Origin of the sequence: Kitasatospora sp. NPDC005751 (assembly GCF_040630835.1) — a bacterium.
GTDB lineage: Bacteria > Actinomycetota > Actinomycetes > Streptomycetales > Streptomycetaceae > Kitasatospora.
Map to the genome: position 1 here is coordinate 1 of NZ_JBEXYC010000135.1, position 4434 is coordinate 4434.

At 75.1% G+C, this 4434-nt stretch carries 2 protein-coding genes and 1 pseudogene; 2 read left to right on the plus strand and 1 reads right to left on the minus strand.

What is annotated here, in order from left to right:
- Window positions 1-92 precede the first annotated feature (92 nt).
- A pseudogene (locus ABZ497_RS36510) lies at window positions 93-1469 on the minus strand (pyridoxal-dependent decarboxylase); the annotation flags it as partial.
- Window positions 1470-2499: 1030 nt separating this feature from the next.
- Between ABZ497_RS36510 and ABZ497_RS36515 the strand changes: the two are divergent.
- Together ABZ497_RS36515 and ABZ497_RS36520 are read left to right on the plus strand one after the other, a co-directional pair.
- Window positions 2500-2877: a hypothetical protein gene (locus tag ABZ497_RS36515; RefSeq protein ID WP_359812394.1), complete on the plus strand. Its 378-nt coding sequence runs from the start codon at window positions 2500-2502 to the stop codon at window positions 2875-2877.
- A gap of 208 nt (window positions 2878-3085) precedes the next feature.
- Window positions 3086-4390: a YncE family protein gene (locus ABZ497_RS36520; RefSeq protein ID WP_359812397.1), complete on the plus strand. Its 1305-nt coding sequence runs from the start codon at window positions 3086-3088 to the stop codon at window positions 4388-4390.
- Window positions 4391-4434: the final 44 nt, after the last annotated feature.

The window sequence follows — 4434 nt, forward strand, 5'->3', positions numbered from 1 at the left end:
CCCGCCGGAACACCGTCGCCGTCCGCACCTGGCGCCCCGAGCGCGACCGGCACATCCTGATCGTCCTGGACACCGGCCGCACCTCCGCCGGCCGCCGCGCGCAGCGCCGCCAGGACGCGGTCGGTGTCGGTCGCGGTGGTGCGCCAGTTGCTGAAGGCGGCGCGGACCGCGGGCACCCCGTCGTACACCGTCGCTGTCAGGAACGCCTCCCCGGAGGCCGCGACGCGGCGCAGCAGGGCGTCGACGTCCTGCTGCGCGGGCCGCCCGGCGAGGGTGAAGCAGACCACGTTGAGGCGCACCGGCGCGAGCAGCCGGAAGGCCGGATCCGCGGCGAGGGACGCGCCCAGCCGGGCCGCCTCGGCGCAGTTGCGCTCCACGATCTCCCGGTGGCCCGCCCGGCCGTAGGCGGTGAGCGCGAACCAGGCCGGCAGGGCCCGCAGCCGCCTGGAGTTCTCCGGGGCCAGGTGCACCGGGTCCGGGTCGCCGGTCGGGGCGCCGAGGTACGGCGAGGCGTTGTGGAAGGCGGCCACCTGGAGGTCCCGGCGGCGGGTGAACTGCACGGCCGCGTCGTACGGGACGTTCAGCCACTTGTGCAGGTCCACGCAGACCGAGTCGGCCGCGTCCAGACCGTCGACCAGGTGCGCGTGGGCCGGCGAGAGCGCCGCGAAGGCGCCGAACGCGGCGTCGACGTGCAGCCAGAACGGGTACCGCTCGCGCAGCGCGGCGATCGCCCGCAGGTCGTCGAAGTCGACGGTGTTGACCGTGCCGGCGTTGGCGACCACCACGGCCGGACGCCCGTCCAGTGCCGCGAGTTCGTCGGCGAGCGCGGCCACGTCGACCGCCTCCCGCCCGTCCAGCGTCCGCACCTGCCGCAGGGCGCTCCGGCCGAGTCCGAGCACCGACAGCGCCTTCCCGATGCTCGAATGCGCGGCGCCGGACAGGACGTCGACCGGCCCGAGGGCGGCGAGGCCGTCCTGGGTGACGCTGACGCCGCGCCGCTCGCCCACCCACTCACGGGCGACGGCGAGGCCGACGAGGTTCGAGGTCGTCGCGCCGCTGACGAAGACGCCCGCGTGGGCCTCGCCGAGACCGAAGAGGCCGCGGAGCCAGCCGATGGTCTCCTGTTCCAGGTCGGCCGCGGCCGAGCCGGTCCGGTTGCTGACGTTCTGGTCGAAGGCGGCCGTCAGCCAGTCGCCGGCGAGCGCGGCCGGGGTCGCCCCGCCCGTGACGAAGCCGAGGTAACGGGGGCCGGCGCTGCCGCTGAACCCCGGCTCCCAGCGCTGGACGAACAGCTTCAGCGCGCCGTCGGTACCGCTCCCCTCGTCGGGCAGCGGCTCCACGGGCCCGGGCGCGCCGGGCGTCACCACCGGCCGGTCCGCGAGGCCCGCGAGCACGTGCGCGGCGCGATCGCCGACCGCGTCGAGGAGTTCGGGCAGTCGGGCGAGGTCTTCACCGAGGCGAGGATGCATGCGGACAGCCTAGGCTCGGGCCCGGCCGGGGCCAACGGCCCCCGGGGCGGGACGCGGCCCGCGGGCCGTGGGACGGCCGCGAGCTTCTGCCGGTGCCGCCGGCGACGCCCGACTCCCCCGCCAGGGCGCGTACTTCAGGGGCGCCGTCACCTGCGGCTCTTCCCGCCGGTGAGCGGAGGCGTCCAGCGTCCCGGGGCCCTGCCCTCAGGGCTCACCGGCCGGGCCCACACGTCCAGCGGCGTCGCACCGGGTAGGGCGGGCGCCCGCCGCGACGCGGCGCCGGGCAGACGGTTTCCGAACTCGTCCGCGGTACAGGGGTTTGCCGCATGCGATCGGGGTCAGAAGTGCCGCGGGGCGTCGCGCCTCCCGATCGGGGCCATCCCCCCCGGACCGGTCGGGACCGCGCGCGACGCCCGTGCGGTTCCCAGGGTCCGCCGCCACCCCCCTCCCGGCGGCGGACCTGGGCCCGCTCCCCATCTCCGTCGTACGCCGTGACCCTTCGGGTCGGCGACCGCCGACACCCCCGTGCCCCGTCGTACAGCTGAACCCACCTCAGCGGCCCACCACGGCCGGGGCGGCGCCGTGAGGGCCTCGGCGGGAGCGGCCGGTTTCACCCATCCTCTACAGTCCTGTAGATTTTGGCTGGCAGCGGGCCGAACCGGCCCGGCCGGGGCGCGACCTGGTGGCGACACCGACGCGCCCGTGCCGACGCAGTGCCGATCGAGTGCTCCGGGGGAAGCGACCGTGGTCCCACCGCTCAGGCTCCGCCCGGAGGGCCGAGTCGGTGGCGGGCACGTCCTGGCCCGGGGTGACGGTCGGCGCACGCGGATCGGCAGCCGGGACCACCACGGCCGTGACGGAGCGCGAACTCTGCCGCCGGCGTCGGCGGCGCGGGTGGGCGCCGCCGCCCGGGTGGCGGAGCCTCCCTGACGACGTGCCACCGCGCGCTGTCCGGACGCCCGCCTCTGACGGAGCGTGCCCAGGCCGAGAGCCGCGCCCGCAGGACACCATGGAAACAGCAGGAGGAACAGTGAAGTCGCGCATCATCGCGAGAGTCGTCCCCGCCCTCGTTCTGGCAGGCCTGATGCTGGGCTCGCCGGGCGTCGCCGCGGCCGCGCCGGCCGCGGTCCACGCGGCCGGGTCCGTCGCCCGGCCCGCGGAGTCCGGCATCGACCGGGCGGGGGCCGGAGCGGCGCCCGCCGTCGCGCAGCCGGTCGAGAACCGCTCGGCCCGGGCCGCCGCGCTCGCGGCCGACGACAAGAAGGAGAAGAAGAAGGGCGGCTTCTTCAAGAAGCTCGGCATAGCCGTCCTCGTCGTCATCCTGTTGATCGTGCTGTTCGCCGTCGGGCTCGTCGTCGCGATCGTCTTCGCGATCCGCGCCATCTTCCGCCGCCGCCGGGAGGCGTGAGCACCGGCCCGGGTGCTGGGGGCTGGCGGCCGTGCGACCCCGGCCCGGGCCAGGACGAGTGCGCCGGGCCGCCGCCGACGGGCGGTGGCCCTCCCCCAATTGGTGCGCGCAGACGTCTTGGCAGAAGGAGGGGGCCTTCCCTACCGTCGAGTAACGCAATCGACCGACGCCCACCCCCCACTCTGCGCGTCTGCGCGAAGGAGCGGCGATGTCCCCGCACGCGTTATCGTCCGACGCCCGCCCGTCCCGCCGGTCCCGGCCCGTCAGGGCCGCCGTGGGCACCCTCGCGGCCGCCCTCGTCCTGCCCCTCGCCGCCGTCGCCCCGGCCGCCGCGACGGCCGGGCCGGCCCCCGGGCACGTGCGCGCCCTGCGCGAGGTGATGTTCGTCGGCAACAACTGGGACGGCACCGCGGACGTCATCCGCTCCACCGGTGACCTGGCCAGGATCGGCCGTGTCAACGTCGTCCCCGACAAGGACCAGCGGCTCACCGAGATCTACCTCAACCCCGTCAAACTCGCCTACTTCCTGGGCATCCGGCTGGGCCCGGGCGAGGGCCACGACCAGTTCGTCGACGACATGTACTCCACCCCGGACGGGTCCGCGGTGGTCGTCTCGCGCCCGAGCTTCGCCGACGTCGTCTCCATCGACCTCGCCACCGGGCGGATCAACTGGCGCTTTCCCGTATCGGGCTACCGCTCGGACCACATGGCGCTCTCCCCGGACGGCACCCGCGTGGCGGTCTCCGCCTCCACCTCCAACACGGTCCATGTGCTGGACGTCCGCACCGGCGCGCAACTCGGCTCGTTCGCGACCGGGGACAAGCCCCACGAGAACCTCTTCACCGACGGCGGGCGGCGGATCTGGAACATGTCGATCGGCGAGGTCAACACCGCCCTCGACGCGCCGTGGCTGGACTGGACGAAGGGCGACCGCCGGATCACCGTGGTCGACGCCGACACGTTCGCGCCGGTCAGGGTCATCGACATGCGGGAGCGGCTGGACGCCGCCGGCCGCTCGGACCTCTCCGACGCGATCCGCCCGGCGGCGTTCACCCCGGACGGGTCGACGCTCTACTTCCAGGTGTCCTTCTTCAACGGCCTGGTCGAGTACGACGTCGCCGCCGACCGGATCACCCGGGTCAAGACCCTGCCGAAGAACCCCGCGACCAGCGAGGACCGCACCACCTGGGTCAACGACTCGCGCCACCACGGCCTGTCGATGAGCCCGGCCGGTGACAAGCTCTGTGTCGCCGGCACCATGGACGACTACGCGACCGTGGTCGACCGGGCCACGCTCCAGGAGGGCCCGCTGGTGCCCGCCTCGAAACCGTACTGGGCCACCGTGAGCGGCGACGGCACGGCCTGCGTGATCTCCGAGAGCGGCGCCGACCAGGTCACCGCGATCGACTTCGCGACCGGACGGAAGACCGTCTCCGTACCGGTCGGCGACCACCCGCAGCGCGTGCGCCTCGGCCACGTGCCGGCCGACTGGACCGGCCCGTCGGGGGCGTGACCCGGGCCGACCGGGCGACCGGACGGCCGGACGTCCGGTCGCCA

Bases quoted from the DNA above. Each gene is read 5' to 3' on its own strand.
- ABZ497_RS36520 (WP_359812397.1), top strand. From the start codon at position 3,086: ATGTCCCCGCACGCGTTATCGTCCGACGCCCGCCCGTCCCGCCGGTCC.